The organism is Streptomyces pseudogriseolus, assembly GCA_002154585.1.
In the GTDB taxonomy this organism is placed as follows: Bacteria; Actinomycetota; Actinomycetes; order Streptomycetales; family Streptomycetaceae; genus Streptomyces; species Streptomyces pseudogriseolus.
On the sequence record MUNG01000162.1, the window covers coordinates 17,663 to 35,027 of the forward strand.

General features: G+C 73.0%; 22 protein-coding genes and 1 pseudogene. 9 read left to right on the top strand and 14 right to left on the bottom strand.

Annotated elements, in window-relative coordinates; translation table 11 throughout:
- Positions 1–144 precede the first annotated feature (144 nt).
- The gene (locus CCN29_RS16045; RefSeq protein ID WP_086682630.1) at positions 145–555 is read right to left on the bottom strand and encodes a RidA family protein; all 411 of its coding nucleotides are present in this window, start codon (positions 553–555) and stop codon (positions 145–147) included.
- Positions 556–634: 79 nt separating this feature from the next.
- On the opposite strand from CCN29_RS16045, the gene CCN29_RS16050 reads away from it, so the two are divergent.
- Together CCN29_RS16050 and CCN29_RS16055 are read left to right on the top strand one after the other, a co-directional pair.
- Entirely contained in the window at positions 635–1,048 is a 414-nt protein-coding gene (locus CCN29_RS16050) for a winged helix-turn-helix transcriptional regulator (protein WP_006131420.1), read from the top strand.
- A 78-nt stretch (positions 1,049–1,126) separates the two neighbouring features.
- Positions 1,127–1,621 carry a VOC family protein gene (locus tag CCN29_RS16055; RefSeq protein WP_086682633.1) on the top strand — a complete coding sequence of 165 codons (495 nt, stop codon included), beginning with the start codon at positions 1,127–1,129 and terminating at the stop codon, positions 1,619–1,621.
- Positions 1,622–1,651: 30 nt separating this feature from the next.
- Here the strand turns inward: CCN29_RS16055 and CCN29_RS16060 are convergent, their stop codons facing one another.
- The 4 genes from CCN29_RS16060 to CCN29_RS16075 form a co-directional block, all read right to left on the bottom strand.
- Positions 1,652–2,728, bottom strand: a complete 1,077-nt coding sequence (locus CCN29_RS16060) for a CU044_5270 family protein (protein WP_086682636.1) — start codon at positions 2,726–2,728, stop codon at positions 1,652–1,654.
- Positions 2,725–3,357 (bottom strand): RNA polymerase sigma factor, encoded by a 633-nt coding sequence (locus CCN29_RS16065; protein ID WP_039986832.1) that lies wholly within the window; start codon positions 3,355–3,357, stop codon positions 2,725–2,727. The genes CCN29_RS16060 and CCN29_RS16065 overlap by 4 nt, the downstream gene beginning before the upstream one ends.
- Before the next feature lie 127 nt (positions 3,358–3,484).
- Entirely contained in the window at positions 3,485–4,384 is a 900-nt protein-coding gene (locus CCN29_RS16070) for an NAD-dependent protein deacetylase (RefSeq protein ID WP_086682659.1), read from the bottom strand.
- Between the two features lie 146 nt (positions 4,385–4,530).
- Complete coding sequence (locus CCN29_RS16075; RefSeq protein WP_086682638.1) at positions 4,531–5,142, bottom strand: TetR/AcrR family transcriptional regulator; 612 nt, start codon at positions 5,140–5,142, stop codon at positions 4,531–4,533.
- Positions 5,143–5,237: 95 nt separating this feature from the next.
- Between CCN29_RS16075 and CCN29_RS16080 the strand changes: the two genes are divergently transcribed.
- A complete protein-coding gene (locus tag CCN29_RS16080) occupies positions 5,238–6,080 on the top strand; it encodes an alpha/beta fold hydrolase (RefSeq protein WP_006131414.1) in 843 nt (280 codons plus the stop codon).
- A 3-nt stretch (positions 6,081–6,083) separates the two neighbouring features.
- Here CCN29_RS16080 and CCN29_RS16085 read toward each other — a convergent pair whose 3' ends face one another.
- Positions 6,084–6,710 carry a class I SAM-dependent methyltransferase gene (locus CCN29_RS16085; protein ID WP_086682641.1) on the bottom strand — a complete coding sequence of 209 codons (627 nt, stop codon included), beginning with the start codon at positions 6,708–6,710 and terminating at the stop codon, positions 6,084–6,086.
- A gap of 93 nt (positions 6,711–6,803) precedes the next feature.
- Between CCN29_RS16085 and CCN29_RS16090 the strand changes: the two genes are divergently transcribed.
- Entirely contained in the window at positions 6,804–7,403 is a 600-nt protein-coding gene (locus CCN29_RS16090) for a helix-turn-helix domain-containing protein (protein ID WP_086682644.1), read from the top strand.
- A gap of 94 nt (positions 7,404–7,497) precedes the next feature.
- Here CCN29_RS16090 and CCN29_RS16095 read toward each other — a convergent pair whose 3' ends face one another.
- The 4 genes and pseudogenes from CCN29_RS16095 to CCN29_RS35940 all read right to left on the bottom strand — a co-directional run.
- Positions 7,498–7,782 (bottom strand): GlsB/YeaQ/YmgE family stress response membrane protein, encoded by a 285-nt coding sequence (locus CCN29_RS16095; protein ID WP_006131410.1) that lies wholly within the window; start codon positions 7,780–7,782, stop codon positions 7,498–7,500.
- A gap of 74 nt (positions 7,783–7,856) precedes the next feature.
- Positions 7,857–8,693, bottom strand: a complete 837-nt coding sequence (locus CCN29_RS16100) for an endonuclease/exonuclease/phosphatase family protein (RefSeq protein WP_189409020.1) — start codon at positions 8,691–8,693, stop codon at positions 7,857–7,859.
- A 173-nt stretch (positions 8,694–8,866) separates the two neighbouring features.
- Positions 8,867–9,301: a serine hydrolase gene (locus tag CCN29_RS35935; protein WP_442538387.1), complete on the bottom strand. Its 435-nt coding sequence runs from the start codon at positions 9,299–9,301 to the stop codon at positions 8,867–8,869.
- An 82-nt stretch (positions 9,302–9,383) separates the two neighbouring features.
- Positions 9,384–10,076: pseudogene (locus CCN29_RS35940) on the bottom strand (serine hydrolase domain-containing protein); the annotation flags it as partial.
- A gap of 80 nt (positions 10,077–10,156) precedes the next feature.
- Here CCN29_RS35940 and CCN29_RS16110 point away from each other — a divergent pair.
- The 4 genes from CCN29_RS16110 (at position 10,157) to CCN29_RS16125 (ending at position 12,595) form a co-directional block, all read left to right on the top strand.
- Positions 10,157–10,816, top strand: a complete 660-nt coding sequence (locus CCN29_RS16110) for a TetR/AcrR family transcriptional regulator (RefSeq protein WP_031020984.1) — start codon at positions 10,157–10,159, stop codon at positions 10,814–10,816.
- Positions 10,817–10,943: 127 nt separating this feature from the next.
- Positions 10,944–11,543 (top strand): sulfite oxidase-like oxidoreductase, encoded by a 600-nt coding sequence (locus CCN29_RS16115; RefSeq protein WP_006131405.1) that lies wholly within the window; start codon positions 10,944–10,946, stop codon positions 11,541–11,543.
- Entirely contained in the window at positions 11,513–12,268 is a 756-nt protein-coding gene (locus CCN29_RS16120; protein WP_006131404.1) for a ferredoxin reductase, read from the top strand. Before CCN29_RS16115 ends, CCN29_RS16120 begins: the two co-directional genes overlap by 31 nt.
- A gap of 51 nt (positions 12,269–12,319) precedes the next feature.
- Positions 12,320–12,595 carry a DUF6510 family protein gene (locus tag CCN29_RS16125; protein ID WP_031020986.1) on the top strand — a complete coding sequence of 92 codons (276 nt, stop codon included), beginning with the start codon at positions 12,320–12,322 and terminating at the stop codon, positions 12,593–12,595.
- Between the two features lie 131 nt (positions 12,596–12,726).
- Here CCN29_RS16125 and CCN29_RS16130 read toward each other — a convergent pair whose 3' ends face one another.
- The 4 genes from CCN29_RS16130 to CCN29_RS16145 form a co-directional block, all read right to left on the bottom strand.
- Positions 12,727–13,203 carry a VOC family protein gene (locus CCN29_RS16130; protein WP_006131402.1) on the bottom strand — a complete coding sequence of 159 codons (477 nt, stop codon included), beginning with the start codon at positions 13,201–13,203 and terminating at the stop codon, positions 12,727–12,729.
- A gap of 60 nt (positions 13,204–13,263) precedes the next feature.
- The gene (locus tag CCN29_RS16135) at positions 13,264–14,181 is read right to left on the bottom strand and encodes an NADP-dependent oxidoreductase (protein WP_086682647.1); all 918 of its coding nucleotides are present in this window, start codon (positions 14,179–14,181) and stop codon (positions 13,264–13,266) included.
- A gap of 94 nt (positions 14,182–14,275) precedes the next feature.
- The gene (locus tag CCN29_RS16140; protein ID WP_086682661.1) at positions 14,276–15,448 is read right to left on the bottom strand and encodes an RNA polymerase sigma factor; all 1,173 of its coding nucleotides are present in this window, start codon (positions 15,446–15,448) and stop codon (positions 14,276–14,278) included.
- Positions 15,449–15,474: 26 nt separating this feature from the next.
- Positions 15,475–15,882, bottom strand: coding sequence for a YciI family protein (locus CCN29_RS16145; protein WP_006131400.1), 408 nt, complete (start codon positions 15,880–15,882; stop codon positions 15,475–15,477).
- Between the two features lie 278 nt (positions 15,883–16,160).
- Here CCN29_RS16145 and CCN29_RS16150 point away from each other — a divergent pair, with 278 nt between their 5' ends.
- Positions 16,161–17,087 (top strand): NAD(P)H-binding protein, encoded by a 927-nt coding sequence (locus CCN29_RS16150; RefSeq protein WP_086682650.1) that lies wholly within the window; start codon positions 16,161–16,163, stop codon positions 17,085–17,087.
- The last annotated feature ends 278 nt before the right edge of the window (positions 17,088–17,365 follow it).

A 17,365-nucleotide genomic window follows, 5' to 3' on the forward strand; every position in this document is an offset into this window, starting at 1 on the left:
CGCTCTCTTTCCTGGGTCCGCCCGCACGGTCACCCGGCGGGCTGGGGGATGGATCGTGCGAAGAGACGGGGGAGCGCGGACCCAGGTTGCAAAGAGAAGGTAAAGCCGCCGACGGCGGTGACGACAGGGGACGACAGGGGGGGCTCAGCCGAGGATCGCCGTCGCCTCCACCTCCACCAGCACGTCCGGCTCGAAGAGGTGGTCGACGCCGATGAGGGACGACGGCGGGAGCGGCACCGGCAGCCCGATCTCGCCGGCGACCTCCTCGACCCCCGCCATGAACGGGCCGATCTTCTCGGGCGCCCAGTCGGTGACGTAGAAGGTCAGGCGCAGGACGTCGTCGAAGGAGGCGCCGGCCCCGCGCAGGCCGCGCGCCGCGCCCCGGAGCGCGTGGGCGACCTGCCCGGCGAGGTCGCCAGGGGCGAGCGGAGTGCCGTCGGCGGCACGGGCGATCTGCCCGCTGACGTGCACGTGACGGGTGCCCGTCCCCACGGCGACGTGCGCGTACGGGGTGGGCTGAAGCATGCCTTCGGGCGTGAAACGGCGGACGGCCACGGGGGTCTCCTCGTGTCGAAGCAGTAGGTATACCGTTGATACTTGGTGGCCGAAGGACACTTCAAGGAGACCAGGTATCGTGCCGGAAACCGAAGGCGGCCGTGCGAGCGGCGAGTTGCGGATCGAGCACGCGCACCGCGAGCTGCTCGACCAGGTGCTGGACAAGTGGTCGCTCAGCGTCCTCAACGAACTCTGCGAGCGGCCCTGCCGGTTCAACGACCTGCGCCGCGCCGTGCCCGCGGTGACGCAGAAGTCGCTCACCGCGACCCTGCGCAGACTCGAACGCAACGGCATCGTCGAGCGCGAGGTCGTCAGCTCCCGCCCCGTCGCCGTCCAGTACCGCATCACGCCGCTGGGCAAGACCATGCGCCGCCCGGTCGACGTGCTGCTGGACTGGGCCACGGCCCACATGCCCGAGATCGAACGGGCCCGCGACGCCTTCGACGCCGGCCTCGACGCCGCGCACCCCGGCGCGGCCGCCGACGGAGGTTGACCTCAACCGGAGTTGAGTTCCTACGGTCGTCCCCGAGCGCCGCGGCAGCGGGCCGCGGCCCTCAGGAGGAGGTCCGTCATGGACGAGCGCACGGCCGAGGCCGCCGTTCCCGAGCGCTACCACTACGCGGTGGTCCCGCACATCATGGTCGACGACGCCGCGGCCGCGATCGACTTCTACCGGCGGGCGTTCGGCGCGCGGGAGGACTTCCGGCTGGAGGCGCCGGGCGGGGGAGTGCTGCACGCCGAGATCACCGTGGGGCGGTCGACGCTGATGCTGGGCGACGCGAGCGTGAAGGAGGCGGAGGACGCGTCCTTCACCGCGCCCGCCTTCCTCGGCGGCGGTACGTCCGTCACGCTGCACGTCTTCGTGCCGGACGTCGACGCGCTGGCCGCGCGGGCCGAGGCGGAGGGCGCGGAGATCCTCCAGCCGCCGACGGACATGTTCCACGGCGACCGCACGGTGATCCTGCGCGACCCGTCCGGGCATCTGTGGGTGTTCCTCACCCACCTCGAGGACGTGAGCGAGGACGAACTCAGGCGACGCCTGGCGGCCGCGTCCGCAGCCGTGTGACCGTGCGGTCCTCCGCGTTCGGGACGTCCTCTACTCGTCCGCGGGTACCCGGTCGTCCCGGTCCACGACGCCGGTCTCCAGGATGGCGGTGCTGTTGTAGAGGGTGGAGGGCTCGGTCCCGGCGGTGCGCGTGAGGTAGGAGCGCGACCCGAGCAGGGTGAAACTGTTCCGGTCGAAGATCCACTCGTCTCGGGTCGCCGTGCCGGTCTCCTCGCGGGTGATCCCGATCCCGTGCCGCCCGGCGGCGTCGGTGGCGTCGGGCGTCACGCGCACGCCCGGGATCGTGGCGACCGTCCTGTACAGGGCCGCGGCACTGGCCGGCGGCATGACTGTCTCGTTCAACAGGTCGCCGATCTTCCGGAAGACGGCCTGGTCCTTCGATTCGTCGTCGAGAGGCCGGGTCCGGGCGTAGAGCAGCTCGCGCAGGGCGTCGGTGTCGGTGGGCAGCCCGGCCAGCCACCGGTAGGTGGGCCGGTCGATGCCGGCGGGGACCCCCTGCCCGGCGCTGCCGTCGGGGGCGGCCGTCTCGACGGGAATCCGCTGCCCGGACATGGGAACACCCTGTCCGTACTCACGGATCACCCCGACGCGGGTGACCGGTGCGGAGTCCTGCGACACCCAGATCTCTCGGCGGTGCGGAGCGCCGAGCTTCACCGGGCCGTCGAAGGCGCCTTCGTTGCTGCGGACCAGGCTGCGGACGTAGACGAACTGGTCGTCGCGGACCGGTTCGACGTCGACCGCCATGGACGCGGCGGCGATGCGGTCGAGCGTGAGCACCACGCCGTCCGCCGCGGTGTGACGCGCGTCGGTCGCCTCCGCCCTGGCGCCGGGTTCCTGCTCCGTGCCGGGAAGCGTGACGATCAGAGCGCCGGCGAGGGCCATGGCCGTGGCCGGCAGCAGGAGGACCGGACGCGGCCACCGCCGCCGGGGCGCGGGCGTCGCCGGGGCGGGGACGACCGTCCGCGCCCGGTCGATCTCGCGCAGCAGCACGTCCCGGTGGTGGCGCCGGCGGGCGGGCGTGAGGTCCCATTCGGGTGCGTCCGGCAACAGCCCACGCAGATGCGCGGCGTCGTCGCCGGAACCGTCAGGGCGGTGTGAGGCGGTCATCGGTTCTCCTCCTGTGAGCGCGCGGCCGCGAACGCGGCCTGCTTCCTTACCTCTCCGCGAGGGCCGTGCGGTTCCAGGTTCTTCGCGCTGAGCCGGTCGAGCCGTCGGCGGGCACGCGCGAGCCGGGAGCGCACGGTGCCCAGGGGAATGCCCAGTGCCTCGGCGCATTCCTGATAGGTGAGGCCGGACCACACGCACAGGACGAGAACGTCACGGTCCTGGCTGCGCAGTCCGCTCAGGGCGTCGCGGACCACGGCCAGCCTGCGGGCGTCGTCGATCCGGCCCGCGCTCTCCTCGGCGAAGTCCGTCACCGCGGGCGGAGCCGGCTGGCGTGAGAGGAACAGGCGCTGTCGGCGCAGACGGCGTGTGGCATTGTGCGCCTTGTGGGTGGCGATCCCCAGGAGCCACGGTCCGAGCGACCCGCCCTCGGGATGCAGGGAAGCCCGGGTCCGCCACGCGGCGAGGAACGTCTCGGACATGACGTCCTCTGCCAGCGACCAGTCCCCGGTCAGCCGCAGCCCGTGGTTGTACACCGCACGCGCGTGTGCGTCGTACAGGCTGCCGAACGCGTCGCGGTCCCCGGCTCTGACGCGCGCACGTAGCTCGTCGTCTTCATCTGTGTCTCTCACACCAAGTACTCGCCGCGGCCCCGCCGGAGTTCCCGTGGCCTGCGTCACACTCCTGCCCAGGCCAGACGGGACGGCAGCCGAGCGGCACGTGCCGGGACTTCGCGTGGGCGAAGGGCGGGCTCCCCGCTCAGGCGGCCGCCGGGTCCTCCACGGTGACGTCCAGCCGCTCGGCGACGGTGGTGAGCGCCGCGCCCAGGGGCAGCCCGACCCGCGTCAGGGCATGACGGTCACCCCGGGTCGCGTCCCGGTTGACGATCAGGACGGGCTTGCCGCTCTCCGCCGCCAGCCGCACGAACCGCAGCCCCGACATCACCGTCAGCGAGGACCCCAGCACGAGCAGGGACGTCGACTCCCGGACCATCCGCCGGCACAGCTCGACCCGCTGCGGCGGGACCGTCTCCCCGAAGTACACCACGTCCGGCTTGAGGACGCCGCCGCACACCGCGCACGGCACCACACGGAAACCGACGACCTGCTCGTCGGTGAGGTCGGCGTCACCGTCGGGGTTGATGCCCGCGGCCACCGGCGAGAAGCCGGGGTTGGCCGCCTCCAGCCGCTCCGCGAGGTCCCGGCGCGGGCTGGTCCGCCCGCACGACAGGCACACCACCCGGTCCAGGCTCCCGTGCAGCTCCACCACACCCTCGCTGCCGGCCGCCTGGTGCAGCCCGTCCACGTTCTGCGTGATCACGCCCGACACCAGACCGTGGCGGGCGAACGCGGCCACCGCCCGGTGCCCGGCGTTGGGCAGGGCGCGGCCGAAGGTCCGCCAGCCCAGATGACTGCGCGCCCAGTACCGGCGCCGGGCGGCGGCCCCGCCGACGAACTCCTGGAAGGTCATCGGGGTGTGCCGGCTCAGGCTCCCGCCCTCGCCGCGGTAGTCGGGGATCCCGGACTCCGTGGAGATCCCGGCCCCGCTGAGCACCAGTACGCCGCCGGCGCGCAGCGCGTCGACGACGGGTGCCAGGTCCGTGGTGGCCGGCGGCAGGTCGTCCGTCGGGGTCCATCTCAAGGTGGGGCGCACGCGCATGCCCACCAGGGTACGGAACCCCCGCGGACGCCCGGCGGTCCCGTGTTCCGGTGACCGCCGGCGACCCGCGCCGCCTCCAGCCGGCGACTCAGGACTCCGCCTCGCCCCTGTCCCGCAGCGCCTGACCCACCGACCACACCGTCGCATCACGCCTGGTCCAGCAGCCGCTCCGCCATCGCGCGCGCGTCCCGCAGGCAGCGGCTGTCGCCCTCCAGGCCCGCCCGCACCATCGCCCCCTCCAGCAGGAAGGCGATCTGCCGTGCCGTGGCCCGGGCGGCGTCGGGACGGCCGGGCAGCAGCGCCGTGACATGATCCGCGATCATCCGCTCCACCTCCTCCTTCTGCCGGCGGACCTGCGCCCGCCCCTCGTGTCCGGCGGGCATCTCCGCGGCGGCGTTGAGCAGTCCGCACCCCCGGAAGCGGCCCGTGGGAGGGGCGTCCGCGCCGTCGATGTAGGTGTCGAAGACGCCCAGCACGCCGTCGCGGGGGTCCGGTTCCGCGCCCACACGCTCCCGGTACCGCACCAGCCAGTCCTCGTGCCGGTCGTCCAGGTAGGCCCTGACGAGGTCCGCCTTGGAGGAGAAGTTGTTGTAGAGGCTCATCTTCGCCACCCCGGCCTCGGCGGTGATGGTGTCGATGCCCGTGGCGGTCACGCCCTCCTGGTAGAAGCGCCGCGCCGCCGCCCGCAGTATCCGCTCCCGCGCCGGCCGTCGCCTCCCCGGTCCGGCCGTTCCCGCCGAGTCCTGCTCTGCCGACATGGCGCACCCCTCACTGGGTAGACTGGTCTACCTAGTCTACGGGACGGTCGGCGCCCTCGCCGACGTTCCACCGCCCCGGCCCCGAGGAGGGCACCATGTCGTTCCTGACCGACCACGTCGTCGTCGACGGAGTACGGCTGGCCTACCGCGACAGTGGAAGCGGAGAGCCGGTCGTCTTCCTCCACGGCACGCCCTCCCACTCCTACGAGTGGCGCGACGTCGTCCCCCACATCGAGGCGGCCGGCCACCGCGTCATCGTGTACGACCTGCTGGGCTACGGCCTCTCCGAACGCCCGGCCCGCCGGGACACCTCCGTCGCCGGCCAGACCGACCTGTTCGGGCACCTCCTCGACGCCCTCGGCGTCGAGGAAGTGAGCCTGGTGGCGCACGACATCGGGGGAGCCGTCGCCCTGCGCTTCGCCCTCGCCCACCCCGGCCGGGTACAGCGCCTGATGATCATGGACTCGGTGAGCTACGACTCCTGGCCCTCGCCCACCTGGCGCCGGATCATCGACGAGGAGCTGGACTCGTACGCGGCCCTGCCGCAGGAGGAGTTCGACGCCCTGCTGACCCGTCAGCTCTCCATGACGGTCGCCGACACGTCGCGGATGAGCGGTGACGTCCTGCGTGCGTACCTCGCCCCCCATGCGTCACGGCTCGGCCGCACCTCCTTCTTCGAGCACCAGGTGCGCCACTACGACGCGCGCTACACCCAGGAGATCGCCGGCCGGCTCGCGGAACTCACGATGCCGGTGCGCATCCTGTGGGGCGCGGAGGACCAGTGGCAGCCCGTCCACTACGCGGAGCGCCTGCGCGACGACATCCCCGGGGCCGAACTCGTCGTCGTGCCCGACGCCGGCCACTTCCTCATGGAGGACGCGCCCGGCCGCGTCGTCCACGAGATCCGTGACTTCCTCACCGCGACGCCCGTGTCCTGACCCTCACCCGGCCCGGCGGACGAGCAGGACATGGTCGGTCACCTCGGCCGTGCTGCCGTCCGGGCCGGTCGCGAGGTGACGGGGCGCGTCGGCCCGTTCCACCGTCCACACCGCGGGGTCGAGCCCGATGCCCGCGGCGACCTCACGGGGGCTCGGGAAGCGGATGTCGGGGTCCTGGTTCCACGACCAGGGCGCGGTGGAGCCGTGGTCCACGACCAGCAGGCGCCCGCCCGGCCGCAGCGCGTGGGCGGCCGCGCGCAGCACGGCCGACCGGTCCAGGTCGTACGGGGTGTGCAGGTAGTGGGTGGTGACCAGGTCGAACGTACCGGCGGGGAACGCCGTGCGCAGGTCCAGCCGTACGGCGGCGACCCGGTCGTGAACGCCGTGGGCGCGGGCCAGGGCGGTGAGCCGTTCGACCGCGACGGCCGAGATGTCGGCCGCGGTGACCCGCCAGCCCTGGCGCGCCAGCCACAGCGCGTCGCCGCCGTTGCCGCAGCCCAGGTCCAGGGCGTCGCCGGGCGGCAGTTCCGTGACCGTCTCCGTCAGCCGGACGTTGGGGGACGGGGCGGCCGTCGCGGGGCGGGCGGCGTGGACGCCGTCCCAGAACGTGACCGCATCGGTGCTGCTCATCGTGAACTCCCTCAGGTTGCCTTCGATGCGCCCAGTCTCGGCAGCCGGCCACCGTTCCGGCACGCGGGCTTGCCGTTGTGGCAAGCTGGCCCGATGGACGGCAGGACGGACGACGAGGTGCTGGACGCCGTGGGCCCGCGGCTGCGCGCGCTGCGCCGGGAACGCGGGCTGACGCTGGCCGACGTGGCGGCCGTCACCGGCGTGTCCGAGAGCACCCTGTCCCGCCTGGAGAGCGGACAGCGCAGGGCGACGCTCGAACTGCTGCTGCCGCTGTCCCGCACGTACGACGTGCCGCTGGACGATCTGGTGGGGGCGCCGCGCGCCGGCGACCCGCGGATCCATCTGAAGCCGGTGAACCGGTTCGGGATGACCTTCGTGCCGCTGTCCCGCCGGCCCGGCGGGGTGCACGCCTTCAAGATGATCATCCCGGCGCGGAAGGAGCCGGCCCAGCCGACGCCGCAGACCCACGAGGGGTATGAGTGGCTCTACGTCCTCACCGGCCGTCTGCGGCTCCTCGTCGGCGAGCGTGACCTGACCCTGTCGGCGGGCGAGGCCGCGGAGTTCGACACCTCCCTGCCGCACTGGCTGGGCAGCGCCGACGGGAAGGCGGTCGAACTCCTCGTCCTCTTCGGCCTCCAGGGCGTCCGCGCCCACCTCCGCACCGACCCCCGCACCGGCCGCGACCCGGAGTGAACGCACACGCGGAAGGCCCCCGTCCGCAGACGGGGGCCTTCCGCGTGGCAGGCGTACGCCTGCGGGGTGTCACCTCACACCACTCGAATCGCCTTTAGGCGTGGGCGTGACCGCCACGGCGACTGCGGCCGGTGAAAACCCGGTACAGGGCGAGGAGAATGACGGAGCCGATGATGGCCGCGATCCACGTCGACAGGTCGAAGAAACCGTCGATCGAATCCACCCCGAACATCACCTTGCCGAGGAAGCCGCCGAGCAGACCGCCCGCGATGCCGATGAGCATGGTGATGATGATGCCGCCCGGGTCCTTGCCCGGCATGAGCGCCTTGGCGATCGCGCCGGCGATCAGACCGATGAAAATCCAAGCGATAATGCCCATCACTGACTCCTTTGACGTCGGTTCGTCGAACGTGTATCCGCGAATCGCGCCCACTAACAAAACTTTTAAGGGAATCAGCGCGCGGTGACGTCGGTGTGCAGCAGATGGTGATCGGAATACCGGCTGGGCCGCACCTCGTGCCCCAGCGCCGAAAGCCCGCGCAGGAACACGTAGTCGTACTTGGTCTGCCAGTCCGTCGTCGGCTCGCAGGCGCCGGCGGCCGGCGGCCGGCACCCGGCGTCGGTGTCCTCGGCGAGCGCCCAGATCGGGGCGAGTTCGGGGGCGTCCGGCACGGCGTTGAAGTCGCCGAGCACGAGGGCCCGTTCGTACCGGGCGACCTGCGGGGCGAGCACCGCGGTCTGCCCCTCGCGCACCGACTCCTGACGCCGTTGCGCCAGATGCGTGTTGAAGACCCGTACGGTCTGCCCGGCGACCTCGGTCGTGACGGCGATGTACCCGCGGTCCTCCGAGCCGCCGTCCGGGTACTCCTCCGTGACGACGTCGGTCATCGGCGCGGCCGACAGCAGCGCCTGCCCGTAACCCCCCGGCTTCCACGGAAGGCCGCCGCAGCGGCTCCAGTTGCGCAGCACCGGGCCGTACGCGACGTGGTACTCCAGCCCGTGCAGATTCGCCAGGTGGTCCCTGATCCGTTCGACGTCCCGGACGCACGCCTCCTGGAGGCCGACGACCTGCGGCGCGTACGCGGCGATCTCCGCGGCCCGGTCGACGTTGCTCTCCTCACAGGGATTGCACAGGTTCCACGTCATGACCCGGTTGGGCACCACGTCCTTCGCGGCGTCGACCGGCACCGTCCGGGCGAACGGGGCGCCGGCGGGCGTACTGGGGCCGAGGAGCAGCATGCACGTCACGGCGACGGCTCCCGCGACCAGCCACGCGCCTCTACCGAGCACCCCCGCCTCCTCGACCTCGACACCCACCCGCACCGCCTGTGTCGGTGCGTCCTGCACCGAGGGTAGGCGACGGGGGTGTCAGCAGCGTGTGAGGACCGGCCGTCCGGCCGCCGCGCGGGAGTTGACGGGCCCTGACCCCGGCCGGGGTGGGCCCGCCACGTCCCCCGGGCCGCTCAGCCGTTCGCCGCCAGCCGGTGGAAGGCCGCCAGCGCCGCGTCGATCGCGTGCGGCCTCGGACGGCCGGACGCGTCGAGCTCGTTCCAGCGCTGGAGGTTGACGGCGACGCACCACTGCCGGCCGCCGTCGGCGCGGGCCATCGCCAGCGTCCCGCCGCCCCACACCGTGCCGCCGTGCCCCCAGTACGGGTCCTGCCCCGGGCTCAGCGGCTCCAGCGGGTGCAGGCCGAGGCCGTAGTCGATGGTCCTGCCCTCCTGGGAGATCACCGGGACGGTGCGCCGCATCTCCGCCAGTGAGGACGGGGCGACGATCTCCCCGGCCAGCAGCAGCGCGTAGAACCGGTTGAGGTCCGCGACCGTCGAGATCAGCGACGCCGAGGGGCCCACCCACGACATGTCGTGGACGCTGTGGTCGCGCGGCGGGTCGATCATGCCGAACCACGCCTCGTAGAGCCGCGCGTGCGGCCCCTCGACGTGCGCCCCGACGGCGAGTTCGGTGTCCCGCAGCCCCGCAGCCCCGCAGCCCCGCCGGCCCGATGACGTCACGGGCGATGCAGCGCTCGGCCGGCAGCCCCGTCACCTTCTCCAACAGCTGCCCCAGCAGCAGGTAGTTGGTGTTGGAGTACACCCCGGGCGTGCCGCCCGGCACGCCGACCGGGGGAGCGGCCACCCCCATGCCGATCAGCTCGACCGGGTCGAACCGCTTGAACTGCAGCTCCTCCAGACTCTCCGGCCCCGTCCGGTCGAGCGCGGGGAACGCCTTCAACGACGGATAGGCGTACGGGAGGTACTCGGCGAGTCCGCTGGTGTGGTTGAGCAGCATCCGCACCGTGATCGCGTCACCGCGCTCTCCCGGTACCAGACCGGGCAGGTACCGCGACACCGGCACGTCGAGGCCGACCGTGCCCGCCTCCACCTGCTGCAGCACCGCGGCCGCGGTGAAGGTCTTGGTGACGCTGCCGACCCGGTGCCGCAGACGGGCGGTGACGGGACGGCCCGTCTCCACGTCGGCGACCCCGGCGGCGCCCCGCCACACCCGGTCGCCGTCCCGCACCTCCGCGAACACCCCCGGCACTCCCGCGCGGTGCACGGCCTCGAGGGCGGCGTCCAGCGCCGCCGGATCCGGACGCCTTTCACCCTGTCCCATGACGTGCCTCCTTCCGGCTTTGCTGCCGAACGACCCCGTGCGGCACCGCCCGGCCTCCATGTCCCCATTATGCACGCGGTGCGTGCAGCACCAAGTGCATAAGTTAGGCTGGAGCCGGACAGCACGGCGGAAGGGAAGCGATGGCAGGCCGAAGGCGCTGGTCGACCGAGGAGATCCTGGACGCGGCGGCCGAGCTGCTGCGCACGGACGACGCCGACGCGTTCAGCGTGCGCAGGCTCGCCGCGGTGCTCGGCACCGACTCCTCCAGCCTCTACCGCCACTTCCGCAGCAAAACCGAACTGCTGCGCGCCGTCGCCGACCGCACCCTCCTCACCGCCCTGGACGGCTACCGCCCCGAGGGCGACTGGCGCGCTCGCCTCACCACCCTCGCCCTGCGCATCAGGGACGCCTTCGCCCGGCAGCCGCAGCTCGCCGCGGTATGGGGTCGCTACGCCTCCAGCGGCGCCGGCTCCCGTCTGGTCATGGAGGAGGTGCTCCAGGCCCTGCGCGCCGCCGGCGTGCCCGACGAGGAGATCCCTGCGCGCTACCACCGCCTCGCGGTGCTCCTCGTCGCGCTGATCTCCTCCGACGCCGGCATCGGCACCGTGACACCCGAGGAACGGGAACAGGGCCTCGAACTGTTCCGCGTCGCGGTCCTGGGCGCCGACCCCGAGCGCTTCCCGGCACTCGCGCACTTCGCCCGCGACGTCCGCCCGCTGAGCGCGGACCGCCGCGCCGCCTTCGAGGACATCCTCGACGCCCACCTCGACCGGATCGAGGCGGCGGTCGCACGCGGCTGACCCTCCGCGCCCGGCGACGCTCCCGCGCCCGGCTTCCCTGCGCACCGGCGACGCTCCCGCCGAGATGCCGGGCCGCGGCGACTCCTGAACAATGGGAACCGCCCTCTTCCGAGAGTGGGGATGCGACATGGCCGTCATTTCGCGCGGATTCCACGGCCGGGCACGGGACAAGGGACACGAACTCCCGCCGGGCCAGTACGAGACCACCGGCTTCCCCGTCCTGTCCGCCGGACCCACCCCCGCGGTGAGCCTCGACGACTGGGAGTTCACCGTCCGCACCGAGACCGGCGTCCGGTACCGGTGGAACTGGCAGGAGCTGATGGCCCTGCCGTCAGAGACGCCCACCGTCGACATCCACTGCGTGACCAAGTGGTCCAAGTTCGGCACCCGATGGCAGGGCGTCTCCCTCGACGTGCTCCTCGAGAACGTCGAGTCCGGCGCCGAGTACGCCCTCGTCCGCTCCTACGGCGACTACACCACCAACATCCCCGTCGAGGACCTCCTCGACGGCAAGGCGTGGATCGTCCACCGCTACGACGACGAGGAACTCCCCGCGGAACACGGCGGCCCCGCCCGCCTGCTCGTCCCCCACCTGTACTTCTGGAAGTCCGCGAAGTGGGTGCGCGGCATCCAGCTGCTGGACGAGGAGGAACGCGGCTTCTGGGAGTCCGTCGGCTACCACGACTACGGTGACCCATGGCGCGAGCAGCGGTACCAGGGCGACTAGGCGCGCGGCTGCGCTGGCTGGAGGCCCGCCTCACCGGCCGGCACGACGAGTCCGACACCGCGCGCACCCTCGTCTTCGACGTCCCCGGCTGGCCGGGCCACCTGCCCGGGCAGCACGTCGACGTGCGGCTCACCGCGGAGGACGGCTACAGCACGGAGCGCAGCTACTCCATCGCCTCCGCGCCCGACGGGGAACGCGTGGAGCTGACCGTCGAACGGATCGACGACGGCGAGGTCTCCCCGTACCTGGCGGACGTCATGGAGGCGGGGGACCGGGTCGAGCTGCGCGGGCCGGTCGGCGGCTGGTTCGTGTGGCGGCCCGACGAGCAGAAGGAACCGGTCCTGCTCGTCGCCGGCGGCTCCGGCCTGGTACCGCTGATGGCGATGATCCGCACCCGGCGCGCCCTCGGCAACCGCGTCCCCTTCCGCCTGGTGTACAGCCTCCGCGACCCCGCGTCGCAGTTGTTCGTCCCGGACCTGCGGACACAGGACCCGGGGCTCGACAAGACCCTCCTCTACAGCCGCTCCGCACCGGACGGCTGGCCGCGGCCGCCCGGGCGCGTCACCGCGAACGATCTGTCCGCCGGCGGGTGGCCGCCGGACTTCGAACCGGCCTGCTACGTCTGCGGATCCACCGGGTTCGTGGAGACGGCGGCCGGTCTGCTCGTGGCACTCGGCCACGACCCCCGCCGCATCAGGACCGAACGCTTCGGGCCCGGCGGATGAGCGACGCCGGCGGACGAGTGCCCCGGCGGACGACGGAAGGGACCCCGCCCCATGACCAGCGAACCCGGCTTCCTCGACGGCAACGCCGCCGCCGGCGACCTCGAGTCGCTGTTCGGCGCCGACATGACCACGGCCTCCGGACAGTGCCAGGGCTGCGGCCGGCGGATGCGGCTGGCCGAGGCACACGCCTACCTCGGCGGCCCCGGAACGGTGCTGCGCTGCCCCGGGTGCGAGGACGTGCTGCTGCGCATGGTCCGCTCCCCGGGCCACCTGTGGCTGGACGCGAGCGGCCTGGACTACCTGCGGCTCCCGGCGGCCGCGGGCTGAGCACAGGCCGAGCCGCGGACCGAGCACCTCGGGGTGACGGCCGTCGCCCCGGATGAACGGGACGACGGCCGCCCGGAGTTGCCCTTGGAGTTGACGCGGCCGGTGTCGGCGCCGCTCGGCGTCGCCGCCTGTCAGCGGCCGGGGAGCCGCTGCCGCACCTCCTGGAGCACCCAGCCGTTGCCGTCCGGGTCGCTGAAGGTGGCGAAGGAGCCGTAGGACATCCGGTCCGGGTGGAGACCCGGCAGCCGGCCCTGGCCCTGGGCGGGGTCGTGGGTGAAGTCCCCGCCGCCGTGGCCGTGGTGGAAGACGGCGTTCGCGTCGTGGAAGACCTCGCTCACCTCGATGCCCCGGTCGACGAGTTCCGCGCGGCTCTTCTCGATGTCGTCGACGACGAGGTACATGCCCTGCGCGGAGCCGGGCGGCACGGACGTGAGTCCCTTGCCGAAGATGACGGAGCATTCCGAACCGGGCGGGGTGAAGTGCACGGCCCTCCACTCCTCGCCGGCCGTCTTGTCGAGGTCGAGCCGGAAGCCCATGGCCTCGTAGAAGGCCTTGGCCCGGTCGACGTCCGACACGGGCAGCACGATGAGTTCGAGCTTGAGATCCATGAGAGTGACTGCTTTCCGTCGTGGCGGAACCCCCGCCCCGACGGGTGCGGCGCCTTGGCGTCACTCGACGGCGATGACGGTCTTGCCGGCCGTACCGGACTTGGTGCGCAGCGCGTCCGGCGCCTCGGCGAGCGGACGGACGCTGCCCACCAGGGGCCGCAGCCGGCCCTGCCGGTGACGGTCGACGACCTGCGCGAGATGACTGCGGTCGGGCTCGACGATGAAGTACATCGCCAGGCCGTCCTCGGGCCGCACGGTCGGCGGGCGGGAGATGCTGATGAGGGCGCCTCCCGCTCTGAGGACGGCGGCCGAGCGGTCGAGCACCGTCCCTCCGACGGCGTCGAACACGAGGTCGACGAGGCCCACGGCTTCCTCCCACGCCGGCTGTTCCAGGTCGACGAACTCCTCCGCGCCCAGTTCCAGCACCAGGTCCCTGCTCTTCGCGCGGCCCGAACCGAGGACACGCGCTCCGGCGTCACGGGCGAGCTGCGTGGCTGCCATTCCCACCCCCCCTCCCGCTCCGTGCACGAGGACGCTCTGCCCGGTCCGGAGCCGGCCGTGCACGAACAGCCCCTGCCAGGCGGTCAGTCCCGGCATCGGCAGGGCAGCCGCCCGCACCGGGTCGACGTCCGCGGGCAGCGGCGTCAGATTGCGCGCCTCCACCGCCACGTACTCGGCGAGGGTGCCGTCGCGGTTCCAGTCGGTGAGGCCGGTCACCCGCTGGCCGACGGACAGTCCGGTGGTGCCGAGCGCCACCTCCGCGACCTCCCCCGACACCTCGTGACCCGGCACGACGGGGGACCGCGGCCGGCCGGCCCGGTCGACCCACGAGGCCGGCCAGGTCAGTTCGCCGGGTGTGAAGCAGGCCGCCCGGACCTTCACGACGACGTCGCCCTCGCCCGCGTACGGGTACGGGGTCTCCTCCGCGACCAGACTGTCCACGGGTGCGTCACGGTCGTGAGCTCGTACCGCTCTCATCGAGGCCCCCTGTGCCCTGTGCGGAAGACCTCCTTCCAGCGTGACCCCATGACGCCGCCAGGTCGAACGGAGCGGCCCCGTCGCGCACGCCGGCTCACGCGTCGCCGCCCTCGACGCCCGACCGCCGCCCTCCCCGCGTGTTCAACCGGGCCGCCTGGCGCGTCAGATGGTCGCGTTCGGCGAGGTTGGACGCCTTGAGCGCGGCCTCCGCGTACAGCGCCGCCGCCGTCCCCGCGTCGCCGTCGCGCTCGTGGAGGTACGCCGCGACCGCCGCGTACCGGGGCAGCGAGTCGTCCAGTCGCGCGAGTTCCGCGAGCCCCGCCCGCGGCCCGTCCGCCTCGCCGACGGCCACCGCGCGGTTGAGCCGCACCACCGGGCTGCCGGTGAGCCGGACCAGTTCGTCGTACCACTCGACGATCTGCGTCCAGTCCGTCTCCTCCGCTCTCGGCGCGTCCGCGTGCAGTGCCGCGACGGCGGCCTGCGCCTGGAACTCGCCCAGCCGGTCACGGGCCAGGGCCGCCTGGAGGATGCCGACGCCCTCGGCGATCAGACCCGTGTCCCACCGGCTCCGGTCCTGCTCGGCGAGCGGCACCAGACTCCCGTCGGGCGCGGTACGGGCCGCCCGCCGCGCGTGGTGGAGCAGCATGAGGGAGAGCAGCCCCGCCACCTCCGGGTGGTCGATCACGGCCGCGAGCTGCCGGGTGAGCCGGATCGCCTCGGCCGCCAGGTCCACATCGCCCGAGTAACCCTCGTTGAACGCCAGGTACAGCACCCGCAGCACCGTGGACACGTCCCCCGGACGGTCGAACCGCACACCGGAGACGGTGCGCTTCGCGCGGCTGATGCGTTGCGCCATGGTCGCCTCCGGCACCACGTACGCCTGCGCGATCTGACGCGTGGTCAGGCCGCCCACCGCCCGCAGGGTGAGCGCGACCGCGGACGCCGGCGTCAGCGACGGGTGGGCGCACAGGAAGTACAGCTGGAGCGTGTCGTCCACCGAGGGCGCGGGGCCGGGCGGCGGCTCCTCCTCGGCCCGGTCCTCACGCCTGCGCCGCGCGGTGTCCGCCCGCGTCGCGTCGAGGAACCGGCGCCAGGCCACGGTGACCAGCCAGCCCTGCGGATCGCGCGGCGGGTCGTCCGGCCACACGCGCACCGCCTCCACCAGCGCGTCCTGCACCGCGTCCTCGGCCGCCGCGAAGCCGGCTCCGCGGCGGCCGAGGATCGCGAGGACGCGCGGGGTGAGCGCCCTCAGCAGCGCCTCGTCCATCGTCAGCGCCTCGTCCATCGGCGAGGTCACTCGGTGACGGTGGGGTGCGCGGTGAGGAAGGGCCGCACCTCCAGCCACTCGTGGATCGGCCGGCCGCCCGCGCCGGGCGCGGCCGACAGCTCCCCGGCCAGTTCGACGGCGCGCTCGTGGCTGTCGACGTCGATCACCATCCAGCCGGCGATGAGGTCCTTGGTCTCGGCGAACGGCCCGTCGGTCACCGGCGGGCGCCCCTCGCCGTCGTACCGCACCCACGATCCCTCGGGTGCGAGCGCCTGGCCGTCGACGAACTCGCCGGTCTTCTCCAGCCGGGCGGCGAAGTCGTTCATGTACCGCACATGGGCCGAGATCTCCTGAGGGGTCCACTGGTCCATGGGGACGTCGTTCACCGGGGCCGGGGCGCCGCGGTAGTGCTTCAGCAACAGGTACTTGGCCATGACGGTTCTCTCCTCGTGCTGGTGCGACCCATTGTCGTCGCGTTCACACCGGGGACGGAGCCGGACGCGGGTTCTCGACATCACCGCCGAAGATTTTTCTCAGGGATCGGCGGCCGACCCGCCGGCGCCCGGCGCGAAGGGCCGGGCCGCCCGTGCGAAGCTGGTCACATCCTCGATACCGGGCCCGCCGGAACCGCGCCGTGCGCCGGGCGGTTTCCGGCACCGGACGGATGCCGACGGGCGCGCGGCGGGCCGGCCGGGCCGGAGGGAGGCCGATCATGCCTTCTCAGCCCGTCCTCGTCACCGGAGCCGGCGGTGTGGGCCGCACGGTGATCGAACGCCTGTGCGCGGACGGGGTGCCGGTACGCGTCCTGGTCCGCCGCGACGACGATCGGGCGGCGGCGCTGCGCCGGCTCGGCGCGGAGGTGGTCCTCGGCGACCTCACCCGGCCCGAGACCGTCGCCGCGGCCCTGTGGGACATGGACCGCATGTACTTCGCCATGCCGGTGTCCCGTGACCACCTGCTGGCCGCCACCGTCGTGGCGAGCGTGGCCCGGGAGTACGGCGACCTGGACGTCCTCGTCGGCCTGTCCCAGATGACGGTGTCGCAGATGACGGCCACCAGCACCGACGAGTCGCACCAGCAGCGCCTGCACTGGCTGGCCGAGCAGGTGCTCGACTGGTCGGGCCTGCCCGTGGTGCACGTCCGGCCCACCTCGTTCCTCGACAATCCGCTCTTCACGGACCTCGCCGCCCGGTCGATCCGGACGGACGGCACGCTCGCCCTGCCCTTCGGCAGCGGCCGTATGTCCCCCGTCGCGGTCGCCGACGTCGCCCGGGTCGTGGCCGCGCTGCCGGCCGACCGGCACAGCCACCTGGACCACGTCTACGAGCTGACCGGTCCGCGGGCGATGGACATGACGGAGATGGCCGGGGAGTACTCGCGGGCGCTCGGCCGGTCCGTCGTCTACCTGGACGTGCCCCTGGAGCGGTGGCGGGACGAGGTCCTCTCCCGGGCGGGGCTGCCCCCGCACATCGAGGACCACATCGTCACCATGTGCCGGCTGCACCAGCAGAACCGCTACGACCGGGTCACCGACGACGTCGAGCGGGTGACGGGCGTACCGGCCCAGGCCGTGGGGGACTTCGTCGCCGCCCGCCGCGACCGGTTCCTCGCCCCCGAGCCGGCGGAACCCCTCGGCTGACTCCGCCTCTCCGGCCGGTTCACCGGGTACCAGGCCCCCCCACGCCGGACGATCGCCCGTTCCGAAGCCCTCACGGTGCACCTTTTCCGGAGCGGGACCGCTTCTCGCAGGACGATTACGCCCGATTTGGCGGGATCGGACGTGATGTCCGACCATGGCTCCGGCCCGGCGATCCCGGGCACCAGTTCGACGAGAGGCGCACCACCCCATGCACGTCACCGGAACCGTCCCCCCACCGGCTCCGGCCCCGCAGGACACGGGGCCGGAGCCGGTGGGGG

What these genes read in the sequence shown, in the direction of transcription:
- CCN29_RS16055 (WP_086682633.1), top strand. Translation starts at nt 1,127, where the DNA reads ATGGACGAGCGCACGGCCGAGGCCGCCGTTCCCGAGCGCTACCACTAC.
- CCN29_RS16060 (WP_086682636.1), bottom strand. Translation starts at nt 2,728, where the DNA reads ATGACCGCCTCACACCGCCCTGACGGTTCCGGCGACGACGCCGCGCAT.
- CCN29_RS16070 (WP_086682659.1), bottom strand. Translation starts at nt 4,384, where the DNA reads ATGCGCGTGCGCCCCACCTTGAGATGGACCCCGACGGACGACCTGCCG.
- CCN29_RS16075 (WP_086682638.1), bottom strand. Translation starts at nt 5,142, where the DNA reads ATGTCGGCAGAGCAGGACTCGGCGGGAACGGCCGGACCGGGGAGGCGA.
- CCN29_RS16080 (WP_006131414.1), top strand. Translation starts at nt 5,238, where the DNA reads ATGTCGTTCCTGACCGACCACGTCGTCGTCGACGGAGTACGGCTGGCC.
- CCN29_RS16085 (WP_086682641.1), bottom strand. Translation starts at nt 6,710, where the DNA reads ATGAGCAGCACCGATGCGGTCACGTTCTGGGACGGCGTCCACGCCGCC.
- CCN29_RS16090 (WP_086682644.1), top strand. Translation starts at nt 6,804, where the DNA reads ATGGACGGCAGGACGGACGACGAGGTGCTGGACGCCGTGGGCCCGCGG.
- CCN29_RS16095 (WP_006131410.1), bottom strand. Translation starts at nt 7,782, where the DNA reads ATGGGCATTATCGCTTGGATTTTCATCGGTCTGATCGCCGGCGCGATC.
- CCN29_RS35935 (WP_442538387.1), bottom strand. Translation starts at nt 9,301, where the DNA reads ATGATCGACCCGCCGCGCGACCACAGCGTCCACGACATGTCGTGGGTG.
- CCN29_RS16110 (WP_031020984.1), top strand. Translation starts at nt 10,157, where the DNA reads ATGGCAGGCCGAAGGCGCTGGTCGACCGAGGAGATCCTGGACGCGGCG.
- CCN29_RS16115 (WP_006131405.1), top strand. Translation starts at nt 10,944, where the DNA reads ATGGCCGTCATTTCGCGCGGATTCCACGGCCGGGCACGGGACAAGGGA.
- CCN29_RS16120 (WP_006131404.1), top strand. Translation starts at nt 11,513, where the DNA reads ATGGCGCGAGCAGCGGTACCAGGGCGACTAGGCGCGCGGCTGCGCTGG.
- CCN29_RS16125 (WP_031020986.1), top strand. Translation starts at nt 12,320, where the DNA reads ATGACCAGCGAACCCGGCTTCCTCGACGGCAACGCCGCCGCCGGCGAC.
- CCN29_RS16130 (WP_006131402.1), bottom strand. Translation starts at nt 13,203, where the DNA reads ATGGATCTCAAGCTCGAACTCATCGTGCTGCCCGTGTCGGACGTCGAC.
- CCN29_RS16135 (WP_086682647.1), bottom strand. Translation starts at nt 14,181, where the DNA reads ATGAGAGCGGTACGAGCTCACGACCGTGACGCACCCGTGGACAGTCTG.
- CCN29_RS16140 (WP_086682661.1), bottom strand. Translation starts at nt 15,448, where the DNA reads ATGGACGAGGCGCTGCTGAGGGCGCTCACCCCGCGCGTCCTCGCGATC.
- CCN29_RS16145 (WP_006131400.1), bottom strand. Translation starts at nt 15,882, where the DNA reads ATGGCCAAGTACCTGTTGCTGAAGCACTACCGCGGCGCCCCGGCCCCG.
- CCN29_RS16150 (WP_086682650.1), top strand. Translation starts at nt 16,161, where the DNA reads ATGCCTTCTCAGCCCGTCCTCGTCACCGGAGCCGGCGGTGTGGGCCGC.